Source organism: Fastidiosipila sanguinis (assembly GCF_002998295.1).
Lineage (GTDB): Bacteria > Bacillota > Clostridia > Saccharofermentanales > Fastidiosipilaceae > Fastidiosipila > Fastidiosipila sanguinis.
This window is the reverse complement of the sequence record NZ_CP027226.1, coordinates 448,255-465,576: the sequence shown is the minus strand read 5'-3', so window position 1 is coordinate 465,576 and position 17,322 is coordinate 448,255. Positions and strand designations below refer to the sequence as shown.

Below are 17,322 nucleotides of genomic sequence, written 5' to 3'. Positions count from 1 at the left end.
TTTAAGAATTTATAAATATTACCAGTTTTTGATATCTATTGAACTTATATCTCTAAAGCCACTTGAGTTTATCTCAGCCTCATGTAGTAAATTATGTTTTTTCACTAATCTAATTCTATATAGATATGCAAACATTGCAAAATAAAGCATAACCATAGGTACAATAAATATATATCCACTCAACCAAGCATAATCTGGAGATAATAAGAAAACTATTCCAAAGGCAAGTGCAACTAAGACAGTCGCCAACTTACCATACCATCTTGAACTTACTATGATTTTCTTGCTTAACAAGTACATTGCTGATATAACCATCAAAATTTCTTTAATAACCAAGGTTACCATAACCCAGACAGGCACTCTTCCAACAACTGTCATCATAACTGCTGTAACAGTGTGCAGAACTTTGTCTACCATTGGATCTAATAACTTACCTATGTCTGAAACTTGGTTAAATTTACGTGCAACATAACCATCTAAAAAGTCAGTTGCCCAAATTCCTGCAAATAATATAACACTAAGTGTTGAAAACCCTTTGCTTTGGTAGATCTCATAACCCAGGAACGGTATAGCTAAAAGTCTAATCAATGATATTAAATTGGGAACAGTAATCTGTTTTTTCCAATCAATTTTACCTATATTTTCTGTCAAGACATACTCCCCCAAACAATAAATTTAACCTTATTTATATACTAATTAAAAATCTTACTATATGGCAATGTAACCGGCAATATCATAGATTTTTTTGTTAAGAACCTTCTTGGATGCCAAACCTTCTTCGATATCAATGTCTACGATCTGTCCACCCTTGACTCCAATGATTCTATTCATATTATCTTCATTGATACAATCAATGGCTGTTGCTCCCATTAATGAAGCTGTATAACGATCTCTAACGGTTGGACTACCACCTCTTTGCATGTGGCCTAATACTGTAGCTCTGGATTCAATACCTGTTTCATCTTGAATTTTTTGTGCAATTTCTTCTGCGTTTCCTGCACCCTCAGCAACAAGTACAACATAGTGGTTTTTACCTGCATTTCTGCAGTATAACAATCTACGTACTACATCTTGGTTGAAGTCCCATTCAACTTCAGGGATTAAGATAACTTCTGCACCAGTGGAAATTCCTGCTTCAAGAGCTAAATAACCAGCATTTCTACCCATAACTTCAACAACACTACAACGTTCATGTGATGAAGCTGTATCTTTAATTTTGTCAATTGCTTCCATAGCAGTATTTAATGCTGTATCAAAACCGACTGTATATTCTGTACAGTCAATATCATTATCAATGGTACCTGGGATACATATGACAGGTACACCTAGTCTAGTTAATGCTTGAGCACCTTGGAATGTACCGTCACCACCAATAACTACTAATGCATCAATACCAAATACATCCATCATGTTTTTGGCTTTTTTTTGGCCCTCTAGAGTTCTAAAACTATCACTTCTAGCTGTCATCAAAAATGTACCACCACGTTGCAATATTCCAGAGACGTCCTTAGTTTCTAATCTTTCAATATCACCACGCCATAAACCATGGAATCCACGTCTTACACCGTACATACCATATCCAAAAGATAGACCTGCTCTTACAACAGCTCTAACAATAGCGTTCATTCCAGGAGCGTCACCACCACTAGTTAGAACACCAATATTCTTTATATTTGGATTCATTTTTGATTTATCTGCCATTGTTTTCCCCCTTTGCGCATTAGCTCTCCATATATTCTATTAAATTTTAATACAAATTTCTAGTATAAAACATTATTTTATTGTTGGATTATTTCATCATTTAACTATTCTAAATTTTAGATCATTGTAACTGTATTTACTACTAATAAATAAATGCTTTTAGACATCTATCCATAAACTATTTACTCCAAAAACTGATGTCAACGCATAGAGAAAATCCGGATGCAAGGAAACTTTTAACCCCTCAGATACTGCATGATCCATACCATTATTCTCCATGTATATAAATAAACTTGTATTACCTGGGTAATCTTCTGCAAGGCTAGAGACAAATTTTACATCTTCTTGAGTTTTAACTCGAATATATAGTTTACTTTCAGTTTTTTCTTCTACTTCATTAGAAGCTTCATAATCTGATGTAGTTGTTGGATTAGTATTATGAGTATTATGAGTATCATGAGTATTATGAGTATCAAGTGATTTTGTAATACTAGTTTCAGCTTTCACCGTATCTTCATCTTCATTTTTTTCAGATTTGATTTTTTCAGTGTTTATATTTTTATCCAACTTTTTATCCAACTTAATAAATCTACTACCCTCATCCAGAGGCACTTCATCTTTCGGTAAAGCCTCCGCATACTCCAATATAACATTATTTGGGAAATCATCTTTTTGACTAATCTTACCGTAGAGAATTATTACCTCGCCCTCACGCAATATTGTATTAAACTTAACGTATGCTTTTGGGAAAACTACTAACTCGAAACTACCATTAAGATCTTCTAACTCTAAAAAACACATTAACTCTTGTTTCTTAGTTGTTACATTCCTCTTTTTATTGATTATCCCTGCCATAAAAACAGGCTCACCATCATAATGTTTCACTTCAGTTTGCAGTAAACTATCCGCTTCATTTATAGACTCTGAAGGCTCTGTATCAGGGTTAAGATCTTGTGAGTTAGTAACAGATTTATGTCTTAAACGTCTTGAATATTCTTCAAGTGGATGTCCAGATATATATACACCTAACATTTCTTTTTCCTTACCTAATAAATCTGCCTTACTATACTCTGGCACATCTAAATATGTAGGTGCTGATATCTCCATAACTTCTTCATGACCAAAGTCAAACAGAGACATCTGACTCTTCATCTGTTTATTTCCAGATTGATTAAGCATATCGTAATAAGGTTCTAATGCACTCATTAAGCGAGATCTATATTCACCAAAATCATCACATGCACCAGCATATATTAGGCTCTCTATAACTCTTTTACTAATACTTAGCTCATGTGCTCTCTGTAAGAAATCGCCAAAATCTTTAAACTTACCATTCAAATCACGCTCTTCTACCAGAGTATTAATTTGTGAAGTTCCAATATTCTTTATAGCACCTAAACCAATTCTAATTGCACCTGATTCTGTCGTGAATTTTGCATAAGAGTAATTTACATTTGGTGGAAGAACTTCTATACCCATTGATTTACATACATTTAAATAGTTCTCAGCTTGACCTAGGTCTCCTAAGAATGAGTTAAGCATAGCCGCCATAAACTCTAGTGGATAATAATATTTCAACCATGCTGTTTGGTAAGCCACCATTGCATAGGCTGCGGCGTGACTTTTGTTAAATGCGTAACCAGCAAAAGCTTGTAAGTCTTTAAAAATCTTTTTACCTGTCTGCTCAGCCACTCCACGTTTAATACAACCATCTATTGGTCTACCCTTTTCATCTTCACCACCATACAAGAATAACTCTTCATAAGATGCCATTAAGGCAGGATTTTTGTCTCCCATGGCACGTCTAAGGATATCTGCTTGGCCCATGCTAAAGCCTGCAAGCTTCTGCACTATTTGCATAACTTGCTCTTGGTAAACAATAACTCCATAAGTAACATCTAATATTGACTCGAGCATTGGGTGGTCATAATGAGTTTTGCTATTATCATGACGTGACTCGACATATTGAGGGATATTCTCCATTGGCCCCGGTCTATATAATGCTATACCTGCAATAATATCTTCAAAGTTCTCAGGTTGTAACTCTTGCATGAAGCTTGTCATCCCTGCACTTTCAAGTTGGAAAACCCCTGCAGTATCTCCTTGGCTAATCATGCGATAAATATTCTGATCATCTAGTGCCATATTGTCGAAGTCAATATCTTCATTCTTATTAGCTCTAGCCATATCTCGAGTATCTCGTAAAACTGTTAAAGTTCTAAGTCCAAGGAAGTCAAATTTGAGCAAGCCTAAACTCTCTATAGTTTTCTTGTCATATTGCTCTACTATAGCTTCATCATTTCTCGCCAACGGTGCAACGTCTGTAATATCTATACCTGAAATTATTACACCAGCAGCGTGAGTTGAGGTATGCCTTGGCATGCCTTCAAATTTTCTAGCAATGTCATAAACTTCTCTTGTTGTTTCATCCGTGTCATATCTTTCTTTCAACTCAGGATTAACATTCAATGCTTTTTCTAATGTTATATCTAGAGTCTTAGGTATCATTTTGGATATACTGTCAGATATGGCATAAGGAACTTCCATAACTCTAGCAACATCACGAACGGCTGTTTTCGCACCGAGCGTACCAAAGGTTATAACCTGACAGACTTGAGATTCACCATATTTGTTATATACATAATTTATAACTTCTTGTCTTCTCTCATAACAGAAGTCGACGTCGAAGTCAGGCATACTAACTCTATCAACATTCAAGAATCTTTCGAAAAGTAAACTATATTCCATTGGATCAATGCTGGTTATTCCTATAGAATAAGCGACCAGGGATCCTGCACCAGAACCACGTCCTGGACCTACCATTATCTCATTGGCTTTTGCGTAATTTATGTAATCCCAAACAATTAAATAGTAGTCTGTATAGCCCATGGTAGTTATAACTTTCAGCTCATATTCAAGTCTTTCCTGATACTTTTCCCAAGGATGTTCAGAATTTTCTCTGTATTTTTTCTTCATGTTCTCATAGGCTAAATCATGCAGAAAGCTAACTGAATCTTGTCCATTCTCAGGTTTGTAAACAGGCAAATGGATGGTATCGAAATCAAACTCTATCTCACAACGTTCAGCAATCTTAGAGGTATTCTCAATAGCTTCAGTAAATTCTGGCAAAGTAGATCTCATCTCCGCTTCGGATTTCACAAAGTGCTCATCAGTATCAAATTTCATTCTCTTAGGGTCGCTAAGTGTTGTACCAGTCTGCATAGCTAAAAGAATTTCATGCGTCTCTGCTTCATCCCTAAATAGATAGTGACTATCATTTGTAGCGACTAAAGGTATACCTGTATCTTCACTAAGTTGTTTACTTAATTTATTAACTTTTTTCTGTAAATCCATACCATGTGCCTGAACTTCAAGGAAGAAATTACCTTCGCCAAAAATATCTAAATAAAGCAAAGCTTTAGATTTGGCCAGTTCATAGTTATCATCGATCAGTGCACTTGCTACTTCTCCTGATAAACATCCAGAAAGAGCTATTATCCCTTCAGAATGTTCTCTTAGGACTTCATAGTCAACACGTGGTTTATAGTAATAACCATCAATCCAACCCTGAGAAACTATTTTATTAAGATTTTTTAAGCCTTCATTATTTTCTGCCAAAATAACTAAGTGATTATAGCCGTGTCCCTTAACATCTCTATTGGTTCTACCTTCAGGCGCTACGTAGATTTCACAACCTATGATAGGTTTGATGCCATTTTTCTTCATCACACGATAGAACTCTACGGCACCATACATATTTCCATGGTCGGTTATCGCACATGAATCCATACCGAGCTCTTTTAAACGCTCCGCAAGTTTATCAATTCTGGTTGCACCATCTAATAAGCTATATTCTGTATGCAAATGCAAATGTGTAAAAGCCATCAATACCTCACTTAGTCTTTAGTAAATTTTTCTCATCTAAAATTGTTTAGATTTTGTGTTTGCTTCTTTTATGTCAACAATAATCTGTTTATTTTCTTGCCATTGCTCCACGAGCATAAATTAATAAATCTCTCAACTCTGCAGCATTTTCAAATTCCAGTGCAGCTGCAGCTTGACGCATCTCATCTTCCAAACGATCAATAAGTTTTTGCAAATCAGCAAATGGCATTTTATCAATTTTATCCTGCATACTGTCTGAATCTTTACCAATTTCAATATCTACAGACAAGTCCTCAGTATTGACAATTTCCTCAAATGTATCCAGGGTATTCTTAATTTCTTTCTTAATAGTCTGAGGAGTAATATTATGCTCCTTATTGTAAGCCTCTTGAATCTCTCTTCTTCTGTTGGTCTCCTGTACAGCAGCAAACATAGAGTCTGTGATCTTGTCACCATACATTATGACTTTACCATTAACATTACGAGCAGCTCTTCCTATAATCTGGATAAGCGATGTAGTAGATCTTAAGAACCCTTCTTTATCCGCATCAAGAATTGCTATAAGCGATACTTCAGGTAAGTCAAGTCCCTCACGTAAGAGATTAATTCCGACGATAACATCTATTTTACCACTTCGTAAATTCCTGAGAATTGCAAGTCGCTCATCATTAACAACATCTGAATGTAGATATTGAACCTTAATACCATTTTCCTGTAAGAAATCTGTAAAGTCTTCTGCCATTCTCTTAGTTAAAGTCATAATCAATGCTCGTTCTCCTCGAGCAATTGTAGCTTTAATTTCTCCTAAGAGGTCCTCTATCTGTCCAGAAATTGGTCTAATAGATATTTCAGGATCAACAAGTCCTGTAGGTCTAATAATTTGCTCAACCATTTGACTTGAATGAGCTCTCTCGTATTTCCCAGGAGTCGCACTAACATAAATTGCTTGGTTAATTTTTGGAAAAAACTCCTCAGCAGTTAAAGGTCTATTATCATAGGCTGAAGGTAGCCTGAAACCAAAATCCACGAGAGAATTCTTGCGGCTTCTATCTCCTGCAGCCATCCCTCCAATCTGAGGAATAGTAACGTGTGACTCATCAATCATTAACAGGAAATCATCAGGGAAAAAGTCAATTAAAGTGTTTGGCGGGTCTCCAGCTTTTCTTTCACTAAAGTGTCTGGAATAGTTTTCTATACCCTTGACAAACCCTGTCTCCTCTAACATTTCAATATCATAGCGAGTTCTTTGCTCTAACCTATATGCCTCAACGATTTTACCCTCATCTCTTAGTTCTGTAAGTCTATCTTCGAGTTCAGCTTCAATACGTTTAATAGCTTTTTGTGTTGTTGCTTCTGTGGTGGCATAGTGACTTGCTGGGGTAATAGATTCATAGTGTCTAGCCAAGAGCACTTTATTACTCAATCTATCCATCTCTAACATCTGGTCTATCTCATCACCAAAAAAGGAAACTCTTAAGAAAGTGTTTTCGTAGTTAACTGGGTGAATATCAACTGTATCTCCTTTGACTCTAAAAGTACCACGGAGCAGTTCATAATCATTACGTGAATATTGTAGTCTTACTAGTTCTGCAATAAGCTCATCCCTATCAATTCTCATTCCTGAACGCAAATGCAACATAAGCTCGCTATAATCCTCTGGATTACCCAAACCATATATACAGGATACAGAAGCGACCACAATAACATCTCTACGTTCGAGCAAAGAAGCTGTTGCCGAATGGCGCATTCTATCAATCTCATCATTAATGGAAGAATCTTTTTCTATATAAGTGTCAGTTCCCGGTATATAAGCTTCAGGTTGATAATAATCGTAGTAACTGACGAAATACTCTACTGCATTGTTAGGGAAAAATGTTCTAAACTCTTCCGTTAACTGTCCTGCTAAAGTCTTATTCTGTGCAATTACTAAAGTAGGTTTCTGGACAAGTTCAATGACATTAGCCATTGTGAAAGTTTTACCAGAGCCAGTAACTCCCATAAGGGTTTGTTCGTGGTCTCCTCTATTAATTCCCTCAACCAAACGGTTAATTGCTTCAGGTTGATCACCTGTAGGCTTGAAATCTGAGTTCAAGACAAATTTATTATTTTGATAATCTTTACTGTAAAAATCTTTTTTCTTTGACAAAATACGTTTCTCCCCGGATTTTTTCATCCATAATAATCATTAGTATTCATTATAGTATAATCAAATTAATAATATGAAAGATTAGAGGTATTACCATGCTCAATAATGATAAAAAAATAAATGTTACTGACCTCGAGCTTGAGCTCATTAATGAAGTTGAAGCAGATGATGTTCACGAAATCCCAACAGGTGCCGTTAAACGTATTGCTCTAGTCGCCCATGACAATAAGAAAAAAGATCTTCTCAATTGGGTCAAAGAAAATAGAGAGACTCTTAAGCTCCATAAGCTCTGTGGTACAGGTACTACTTCTACTCTAATCCGAGAAAAATTCAATTTAGAGATTGATAGTTACATGAGTGGTCCTGTCGGTGGTGATCAACAAATCGGAGCAGACATTGCTGAAGGCGATATCGATATTTTAATTTTCTTTTGGGACCCAATGGAAATGCAACCTCATGACCCAGATGTTAAAGCTCTTCAACGTCTAGCAGTATTGCATGATTGTGTTATTGCAACTAATAGGGCTACCGCTGATTTTGTCTTCAGCTCTCCATATCTTAACCAAAGTTACGAACGAAAAGCTATTGACGCTGGTGGCAACCTCCGCCGTAGAGTTGACGAATTCTCTCATGTAGATGATTAGTTTATCCATGTGAATTTAGTCCTAGCTATCTTTAATATTCTAATTTAGAGTACCTTACAGTAAAATTGGTCTCTCCCGCTTTGCTGTGCAAAAATATCCTGGCATTATTCGCTTCGGCTATCATTTTGCAGATATTTAAGCCTAGACCATAACTTGAATCTGCTGAGGATAATTTATAGAATCTTTCGAAAATCTTATCTTTAGCGTGTGCTGGTATTTCTTCAGATTCATTAATTACCGCTACCTCAAAAAATGTTGGACTATCTTTTGCTATTATGTTCACCTCTGGACCAGTTGAGTTTTCTAAGGCATTTTTAATTAAATTAATATAAAGCTCTTTCTCCCATTTAGGATCTCCAGTATAAATTGTATTACTCACATTTATCCTAATATTTATATTTCTTGCTTTACTAATAGGAGCTAAAAGTGTTTTAACTTCATTAAGCAATTTTTCTAAGTTTATATCTTCATTCTTAAACTCAACTGTACCGGATTCAAGTGTAGCAATATTCAAAAGCATGAGAACCAAGTTTGTAATTGCAGCTATTTCAGTTTGTAAGTAATCTATTAATTCATTTTTTGCACTTATATCTATCTCAGGATCTTTGAGATTATCAATAATTAATTGCATAGAAGTTATAGGGGTTTTGATCTGATGTGATATATCCTCTAGAGTATTTTTAAGGAATCTTTGGCTAGTCTTAGCATTTTCAGCCTCTTCTCTCAGTTTTACTGTCAGCTTATATAGTTCATTTTCAAGTATAGCAAAGTCTTCTTCCTTAGTACTTAATCTAATGTCATAAATACCTTGGTTAATCTTTTCCATCTGTGTAATAAAACGTTGAATTTGTCTTTTCTGACTTATAGAGGTAAACATAAGGTATAGGCCTATTAATGTTGTTACTCCTACAACAAAGAGTATCATAATTATATTAGCTTGATTCCTTGAATTATTAAAATCTAAAATACCAGTAGATCCAACTATTCCATATTCGCTTAAATCTAGCTTATCTTGGGTATTTGCAGCTTTTATTAGTTGACCTACATTCACGTCTGGATTAGTCTTTTTTACTTCACTAAGAATTTTATGCACAGCTTGGTTGGCTTCGTCCTGGAAGCTTGACTTTATCTCCCTTACAGTAAAAATAGAGAGAATGAGTATTAAGACAACTATTAATAATGCTAAAACTTTATTATTCCTCATTTAACACATAACCTACATGTTTAATAGTTTTTAATTCTTTTAAATCCAACTTATTTCTCAATCGACTTATAGTAACTGACAAAGTATTATCGTTTACAAACTCATCGTCAGTTTCCCATAACTCTAGTAAGCGAGTTCTTTCTAAGACCTTATTTTTATTTTTTATGAAAATCTCAAGCAACTGATACTCACGTATAGATAAGTCCACAGGCATACCATCTTGCAAAACTACATGCTCTTTGGCATTAATACTTATGTTTTTGAAACTTAAAGAATCTGGTAGCACTTTCCTAATCCTGGCATTTAATTCTCCTAAGGTAAAAGGTTTAGTTATATAGTCATCAGCTCCCATATCAAGAGCTTTTACTATAGTCGTCTCTTCATCATTAGCTGTTAGAAAAATTATAGGTATATCTTTGTACTCTTTAAATATTTCGTATAAATCCAGTCCTGAACCATCACCTAAAGATATATCTATTAGAGCTAAATCATACTTTGAAACATCAAAGCTAGCAGCCTGAGCAAATGAGCTCAAACTGCTAACTTCGTAATTCTTGCCAAGATTCAACTCAAGGCTTTTAATTATTAATTTCTGATCTTCTACAATAAGTATCTTTTTCATATTTTTATTATATATTCTCATTTCTAATTGTCGCAATTATATTCTGAGATTTAATCTTACCTACAGAGTATTTCATGATCAAGAATATGATAATGAAGGTTGTTAAAATGCTTACTAGTAAAGCTATCCACGGTATTTGGTAAGTCATAGCTTCTATGCTACTTTTCATTCCAATGTATATTAGATAGTTAGCAAGAAGACCTATTAAAATTCCCCAGAACAAGGCTTTTATCCCAAGTATTAAACTTTCATAGAAGCTCATTAAGTTCATCTGCTTACTACTCATTCCCAAAGAGATTAAAGATGCAAATTCGGTCTGCCTTGAGTAAACATTACTACTAATTGCATTAAACACATTGGTCAAAGCTATTAAAGTCATTACTATCATGAATCCATAGGCAAATATCTGAATAAGCAAGAGCAAGTTGTTAATCATCTTTTCTCTTGCCCCTATATTATCAATTCTATAATCATTAATATTATTTTCACTTAGAAATTTATTAATACTATCAAAAGTTTGCTCATTATTGTCTGTGTCAATCGCAAATATATAGTAAGAGTATTCTACATTATCCCCAAGACTTCCTTTTCTAGTATATATATCTATTGTAGAACCTTTAGTATATGCATCCATACCTGGCAGCAATTTATCAACTTTATATAGCTCTATCTCCTTTTCAGAAATTAAATTAGGATTATTATTCTGCGCAATTTTTACTTTACTTTCTGATAGTTGATCACACATTAGTATCTTATTATCTTCCGTTTTATATTGCGCTCTATTAGTGAAGACGAAATCAACATTTCCACCGAATTTATTTTCACCTAGCAACTTATCAAAACTCTCAGGATTGACTTCATGAACTTTAACATTTACATTTGTATCAATTGTTATCCCAATTCTTTTTTTGAAATCTTCATTTAAATATTTGCTACTAATAACCCAATCTGAAATCTCATATATGGCATATTTTTCGTTTTCCAGAACCTCATTAATTATTCGTTTTGTTACATCTAGATCCTCTTGATAAAGTTTCTTTTCATCAAGTTCGGGATCAGTTTTATGTGCGCCAGCATAGTGAGATAAGTTATAATTTGTCTCTCCTTCAAAAGTGTTCACCCCGTAAATAATTGAATTAACAAAATAATTTATAACTATAAAGACTGCCACACTTAGCGCTAAGGATATTACTGTAGCTCTATATTTTTTCTTGTTTCTTTTTATATTTTTCTTGGCAATTGAACCACTCACTCCTAAAAGTTTATCAGTTAATTTAGATGTTCTAACTGTTTTGGCATTGAGTTTCACATCTTTTACAGAACGAATAGCTTCTATTGGACTCAGCTTAATTGATCTTCTAGCAATTAGTATTGTAGATAAGTAAATTGTTATTACTGTTAAGACTAATGTTATAGCTATTGCTTGCCAAGATAATACAAATGCAAAACTCACATCAGCAGCTTCAGCTCCTAAAGCATCCATTGTCAAGACATCTACAACCTTAGAGAGTATAAATGATGCTATTATTCCAAGTAGTACTCCTAATCCGAACCCTATCCCGCCTAGTACGAAACCTTCAAATAGAATATTCTTTTTAACTTGTTTATCTGTCGCACCTAAGCTTTTAAGAATTCCATATTGCTTGGTTTTTTCTACTATCAAGATAGAGAAACTGTTTTTAATAATAGAAATAGAAGTTATTATTATAATTCCTAAAACTACTGAAGCTATAATAACTATTGATCTGTATTGATTAAATTTCAAACCAGACCCTGAAATTGCTAGTAAGTCATTATTTTTTTCTAAGAATAAAGAGGGCTCTAAGGATGCATTTTTGTATGTGTTTTTTATATGTGCATCAATATTTTTGGGATCTTTTAGGCTATATAAAAGCTCTGTATTACGTACCATATCACCTAATTCAGGTGAATCTAGTGTAAAAGCACTGTAACCTGGTTCAGAAAAAGACTCTGTCATAGTATTTGGTCTTTGAATGATACCTACAATCTTGAACGTCTTAGTTTTTACGTCTTCAATATGTTCTGTCTCATTATATACACGTTTCAATTGTATTTGTTCTAGTAGCTCTAATTTTTTAAGATCTTGAGTGTCTATCTGGCTTATGTCTTCCTGAGATAATCTTCTATTTCCTAAGTCTAAGTTAATAGTTTTGCCTGCTTTTAATTCTTCTAAATCATCTTTGTAGTTATTGATTAATTCTTTCGACAAAACGATCTCATTAGAATTTTCTGGAAGTCTACCACTGATTAATTTCAAATTATTATCAGCTAATCCAGCTTTACTTGTAGCTATTACCCTTATATATGGCATATATTCATTTTTGGAATTAATCTTTGAATATCCTAGAATTTTGTTAACTAGCAGTTCATCTACATCGACATTAGCTTCCAATTTATCTTGATATTCTTCCCCCAATATATTCACTAAATGATATTTACCACTCATATCTTTAACTATATCTTCTACTGTTTTTCTAACAGAAAAAAGCATGGTCAAAACCGTAAACATCAAAGCTACTGACAAGCAAATTCCTATTATAGTTGCTACTGATTTTTTCTTATTCAATCTTATATTTTTTAATGTTAATTCATTTAATAGTTTCATAAATTCACCTAAACTCTAATATTTTTTGAACTCGATAATTAGTTTTTAAAATCGGACTTTATTTTTCCGTCTTCAATTTCAATAATTCTATCGGCAACATTAGCGACCTCAAGGTTATGTGTGATGAGAATTATTGTTTGCTTATATGTCTTGTTATATTGTTTCAGCAAATTAACTATCTCTTCACTTGCTTGACTATCTAAGTTACCTGTTGGCTCATCTGCTAGTAGAATGCTTGGTCTATTGATTAAAGCTCTACCTATAGAAGTTCTTTGTTGTTCACCACCAGAGAGCTGGTTAGGTAAGTGATTTCTTCTTTCTGATAGACCTAAAATTTTCAAAATTTCATTCATATCTTCTTTTGCTACTGTTTGACCATCTAATCTCTTTGATATGCTAATATTTTCTTCTACCGTTAATGTTGGAATCAAATTATAGAATTGATATACCAAACCAACTTGTCTACGTCTATATACAGCTAACTGATCACTGGATAAATTAGAAATATTCTGACCATCAACTATAATTTCTCCACTATCGGCCCTATCCACTCCACCTAATAAGTGCAGTAAAGTAGATTTACCTGATCCGGAAGCACCTACTATTGCTAGGAATTCACCTTTTTCAACAGAGAAACTAATGTCATTACATGCTTTAACTGCATTCTCATTCTTACCGTATGTTTTATTTAAATTTTTAACTGATAAAATTTCCATCTCAATACCTCTTTATACTTGTTATTTATAGATTTATTCTAGCAAGTCAAACTTACAGTAAAGTGACAAGAAAAAATCTCTTCTATAGAGAAGAGATTTTATGAATTTAAAATTATTTTTATACTAGAACCAAATAGTATCGTAATTAATAGGAGAATAAAAATTCTTTTCTAGTTCTTCTTTGCTATTATTCTTATTACCTAAAACCCACATAGTTTTGGCAAAAACTGCCTCTGGTGTCATATCGTAAGATTCAAGAAAGTTTGTTTGAGCTTTAATCTTATTACCGACCTCATAAATACTCATGTTACTACCTTCTTTTGCAACTTGAGTAGCCATGATAATTAGTTTATCTGGATATATCTGGCAAAGCTCAATAAATTCCTCGTTAATACTTGCGGGAATACCACCTACACCAAAACTTTCAAAAATTAAGCCATCATACTTCTCAAAAAGATATTTCAGTATATCTGGACTAATACCTGGTGTTAACTTAAGCAGGTAAACGTTTGAATCCAGCTTGGTATAAAAATCCACTTCACCTTCATGCTTTTCTGCCTTGATATAACGCATTATTTTATTATCCTGAACCAAAGCTAGATAAGGGAAATTTATACTAGAAAAAGCATTATAGCTCTTTGATCTTGTCTTCTTCGCTCTAGTACCAGCTATTACCATCGAAGCAAACACTATAGTTACACCCTCTGACTCATCATCAACCGCATAAATAATACTGTCCCTTAAATTCGCTTTTGCATCTGTTACGTCTAAATTAATAGGTTTTTGGGAGCCTGTAATAACAATTGGTTTTTTAGAATTTTGTATCATATAGGATAAGGCTGCAGCTGTATACGCCATTGTATCCGTGCCATGAGTTATTACGAAAGCATCATAATTCTCATAAACTTTTTTTATATATTCAACTATAATTTGCCAATGTTCTGGCCCAATGTTAGTGCTATCTAAATCTAAAAGCTGATGATATTCTATATCAGCATATTCTAGCACTTCAGGAATATATTGGATTAGCTCCTTGGGATTAATTCCAGGTTTCAGACCATTGTCTGACTGAACTGAAGCTATAGTTCCTCCTGTAGCTAACAGAAGAACTTTTTTCTTTTTCATGGTCATAGCAAAATCTCCCTCCTTATTACAAATATATTTTATATTATTTCATACTAACTTCACATTGCTAGATTATTATTTAAGTGTAGTTTTTTGATATACAGTCCTCCAAAACGTATTATAAAGCCCCGACTAGCTCCTTTACTCGGGGTTTTATTTTATCTAAACATCACATCTAAAAAGGGAGCTATCTCTAACTCCCTTAATAAATTTAAATTTTTGCTAGCAATCTTTAATTTTGCTTAGCTCCTAAATTTTCGGCTAAAACATTAATAATCTCAGCATTCTTAGCTTCAATCTCTTCACTACTTAAAGTATGATCTGAGGATGATAGCTCATATCTTAGCAAAATACTTTTCTCATCTTTTGCCATTTCTGCACTACGATAAATCTCTAAGAACTCTAATTTTTGAACTAGTGGTTCTACCAATTCAGCAATTTCAGACCACTTTACTTCATCTTTTACCCAAATATTTAAGTCTTGTGTTACTACTTGATATTGATTCAAGCTTTCATATGAATTAGTTCTAGAATCCAAGCTCTCAATATGATCTAAGTCAAATTCTGCAATTAATACATAGTGATTTTTTACACCACTATTTTTCGCAGTTTTTGGAGAAATCATTCCTAGGTCACCAATAACTTCGCCATCTTTATCCAAGATATTTAACCATACCTTTGGATCTGCCCAGCTAGGTTTCTCTTCTTGAGCGAATGAAATTCCAGTACAATGATTATATCTAGCCATTGATTCTAAACTACCTTTAAGATCACGGAATAATAGCTCTGGTGAATCTCCAGCTGCTAATAATCCTAAGTAGTTCTTTTGTTCAGGAAGTACTTCATCTGGACTAGATGGTGTCCTATATCCTTTAGCAAAAACTTGTGCTTGTTCGAAAATCTTAAACTCTGATTTATATCTTAAGTTCTTGACCGCAGCTTCTAACAATCCTGGAACTAGACTTCCTCTTAACTTAGATTGAGTAGGACTTGGTGCATCTTGTAACTCTAACCACTCGCTCGCATCAATATCTGCTGCTTCAATATAGTGACTGTCTACCCATGGATAAGTGTACACTTCTTGGAAACCACAGCGAATCGCAAAATACTTGTGAAGATTATGGTTTAAATTAACTTCCCTTTGGTTAATTGCTGCTTCTAGTTCGATGCTTGGAGCAATTAAGCTAAAGTTCTCGTACCCTATCATTCTAGCTATTTCTTCGAGAATATCAGCGGCCATCTGGATATCACCAGTAGATCTCCAAACTGGTGCTAAGACCGTAAACTCGTTATCATCCTCATTAATAATTTCGAAACCTAAAGGTTCAAGACTATCATGAATCTCTTGGCTAGTAATTTCACGACCAATTCTTACGTTGAGATAATCATATTTAACTGTTATCTCATTACGTTCAGTCTCATGTTGCTTTGCTTGACCTTTTGCAATAATTTTTGCGTCCGGTAAGAGTTTATTTAACAAGTTAAAGGCAAGATTCTTAGCATCTTCCATTCTTGCTGTATCAATATCTTTTTCATATCTACTAGAAGAATCAGTTCTAACATTATGTCTCTTAGAAGTTCTTCTAACTGCCAATGGACTAAATGATGCAATCTCTAGAAGCATACTATCTGTATCTGCTAATATTGAGTCTTGCTTACCACCCATAACTCCACCTAGAGCTAAAGGTTTCTTACCATCAGTAATTACTACATCTTCTGGATCCAAATCAAGAATAGTGCCATCTAATAGTTCAAGTTTCTCATCTGAATTAGCATCTCTAACTAGTATTCCTGATTCAACATGTTTGTAATCAAAACCATGTGTTGGTTGACCAGTGGTTAACATTACATAGTTTGTTATATCTACTAAATTATTCTTTGGATTTACATCTACTGACCAAAGTCTAATTCTCATATCTAGAGGAGATTTTTCGACTTTAACATTGTCGATTACATAAGCTGAATAAGCATTACAATTTTTGGTGCTTATTTCTACAGGATAATTATCTAAATTATCTGTAACTTCAAAAGTTTCTAGTTTTTTTAACTTAGTATTATAAATAGCAGCTAACTCTCTTGCTATACCATAATGTCCCCAGAGATCCGGTCTATGAGTCATTGATTTATTATCAATTTCAATTATGTAATCATCTAGGCCAATTGCATCTGCAATGTTTACACCAGGTTGAGCCTTTTCTAGATCAGATAAATCCATAATATCGTGTTCAGCAGCTGGGAATATTACTTCCAAATCGAGCTCATTAGCACCACAGATCATACCTTCACTCAAGACACCTCTTAATTTAGTACTTTTGATCTCTACAGCTTCACCTTGACCATGCCAACGTACCATAGCTCCAGGTACTGACACAGCTACTTTTTGGCCAACAAATAAGTTTTGTCCACCACAAACTATTTGAAGATCTCTTTCTCCACCAACATTAACTTTACATACCCATAAGGTATCGGCATTTTCGTGCTTCTCAATACTGAGAATCTCACCTACAACAATTCCAGAAAATCTGTCCTTAAGACTCTCAACATCCTCGACTTCAACAGTACGCATAGTAAGATCGTAGGCTAAGTCTTCAATGCTCAAATCTTCTGGTAATTCTACATAATCTTTTAACCAATTCAATGATACTTTCATGAT

The 17,322-nt window shown here is 34.0% G+C and carries 11 protein-coding genes; 1 reads left to right on the top strand and 10 read right to left on the bottom strand.

All coding sequences use genetic code 11. The annotated features are described in order from the left end of the window. Nucleotides 1-18: 18 nt before the first annotated feature. From C5Q98_RS01910 to uvrB, 4 genes are all read right to left on the bottom strand, one after another. Nucleotides 19-651: a CDP-alcohol phosphatidyltransferase family protein gene (locus tag C5Q98_RS01910; RefSeq protein WP_158695676.1), complete on the bottom strand. Its 633-nt coding sequence runs from the start codon at nucleotides 649-651 to the stop codon at nucleotides 19-21. A gap of 57 nt (nucleotides 652-708) precedes the next feature. Further along, nucleotides 709-1,701 (bottom strand): 6-phosphofructokinase, encoded by a 993-nt coding sequence (pfkA, locus tag C5Q98_RS01905; protein WP_106012046.1) that lies wholly within the window; start codon nucleotides 1,699-1,701, stop codon nucleotides 709-711. 159 nt (nucleotides 1,702-1,860) lie between these two features. Beyond that, nucleotides 1,861-5,586: a DNA polymerase III subunit alpha gene (locus C5Q98_RS01900; protein WP_106012045.1), complete on the bottom strand. Its 3,726-nt coding sequence runs from the start codon at nucleotides 5,584-5,586 to the stop codon at nucleotides 1,861-1,863. Between the two features lie 88 nt (nucleotides 5,587-5,674). Continuing rightward, nucleotides 5,675-7,732, bottom strand: a complete 2,058-nt coding sequence (gene uvrB / locus C5Q98_RS01895) for an excinuclease ABC subunit UvrB (RefSeq protein ID WP_242967389.1) — start codon at nucleotides 7,730-7,732, stop codon at nucleotides 5,675-5,677. Between the two features lie 95 nt (nucleotides 7,733-7,827). Here uvrB and C5Q98_RS01890 point away from each other — a divergent pair, with 95 nt between their 5' ends. After that, the gene (locus C5Q98_RS01890; RefSeq protein WP_106012043.1) at nucleotides 7,828-8,376 is read left to right on the top strand and encodes a methylglyoxal synthase; all 549 of its coding nucleotides are present in this window, start codon (nucleotides 7,828-7,830) and stop codon (nucleotides 8,374-8,376) included. Between the two features lie 31 nt (nucleotides 8,377-8,407). Here C5Q98_RS01890 and C5Q98_RS01885 read toward each other — a convergent pair whose 3' ends face one another. The 6 genes from C5Q98_RS01885 to pheT form a co-directional block, all read right to left on the bottom strand. After that, on the bottom strand, nucleotides 8,408-9,580 hold the full coding sequence (locus tag C5Q98_RS01885; protein ID WP_106012042.1) for a sensor histidine kinase: 1,173 nt from the start codon (nucleotides 9,578-9,580) through the stop codon (nucleotides 8,408-8,410). Continuing rightward, nucleotides 9,570-10,202 (bottom strand): response regulator transcription factor, encoded by a 633-nt coding sequence (locus C5Q98_RS01880; protein ID WP_158695675.1) that lies wholly within the window; start codon nucleotides 10,200-10,202, stop codon nucleotides 9,570-9,572. Before C5Q98_RS01880 ends, C5Q98_RS01885 begins: the two co-directional genes overlap by 11 nt. 7 nt (nucleotides 10,203-10,209) lie before the next feature. Further along, nucleotides 10,210-12,828 carry an ABC transporter permease gene (locus tag C5Q98_RS01875; protein ID WP_106012040.1) on the bottom strand — a complete coding sequence of 873 codons (2,619 nt, stop codon included), beginning with the start codon at nucleotides 12,826-12,828 and terminating at the stop codon, nucleotides 10,210-10,212. A 38-nt stretch (nucleotides 12,829-12,866) separates the two neighbouring features. Beyond that, the gene (locus tag C5Q98_RS01870) at nucleotides 12,867-13,544 is read right to left on the bottom strand and encodes an ABC transporter ATP-binding protein (protein WP_106012039.1); all 678 of its coding nucleotides are present in this window, start codon (nucleotides 13,542-13,544) and stop codon (nucleotides 12,867-12,869) included. Between the two features lie 123 nt (nucleotides 13,545-13,667). Further along, nucleotides 13,668-14,669, bottom strand: a complete 1,002-nt coding sequence (locus tag C5Q98_RS01865) for an asparaginase (RefSeq protein WP_106013057.1) — start codon at nucleotides 14,667-14,669, stop codon at nucleotides 13,668-13,670. Between the two features lie 232 nt (nucleotides 14,670-14,901). Next, complete coding sequence (gene pheT / locus C5Q98_RS01860; RefSeq protein ID WP_106012038.1) at nucleotides 14,902-17,319, bottom strand: phenylalanine--tRNA ligase subunit beta; 2,418 nt, start codon at nucleotides 17,317-17,319, stop codon at nucleotides 14,902-14,904. Between the last annotated feature and the right edge of the window lie 3 nt (nucleotides 17,320-17,322).